The organism is Neisseria sp. P0021.S007 (genome assembly GCF_051956855.1).
Window position 1 is genome coordinate 1 of sequence record NZ_JBQCXA010001450.1, and the last position, 479, is coordinate 479.

Annotated in this window: 1 protein-coding gene; it reads right to left on the minus strand. The window is 47.6% G+C overall.

Features of this window, described 5'->3' with window-relative positions; all coding sequences use genetic code 11:
• Positions 1-58: 58 nt before the first annotated feature.
• On the minus strand, positions 59-479 hold a 421-nt coding region (locus tag ACTHUR_RS19645), incomplete at its 5' end, for a MarC family protein (RefSeq protein WP_440400469.1).

Sequence of the window (479 nt, forward strand, 5' to 3'; positions counted from 1 at the left end):
GTTTTTATGAGGCCGTCTGAAAATGTTTCAGACGGCCTTTTATTGTGATGATTGTACTTCAAGCGACCAGTTGGGGGAAAATGGATTTTAAGCCGGCAACAATAATCTCTACGGAAATGGCGGCAAGCATCATGCCCATGATGCGGTTGAGGATGGTCAGGCCGGTAGTGCCCAAGCGTTTGCTGATGCGTCCGGCCACGACCAGAATGAAATAGCAAATCAGGCTGACCAAAAAGCCGGAGATGATAATTAGGGCAATATCGCTGTAATTTTTGGCGGCAGAGGAGTAAATGATGACGGTAGAAATACCGCCGGGACCGATGGTAATCGGAATGGCAATGGGTACGACGGCAATGGCTTTTTCATTGCGGCGGATTTGTTGCTCATGGTGATGCTCTTCTGAATTGGGGTCGATTTTGGGCTTGGCAGGATTATTGTTGCCGTTCATTAAGGAGATGGCAATCAGCAAAACCAGAATA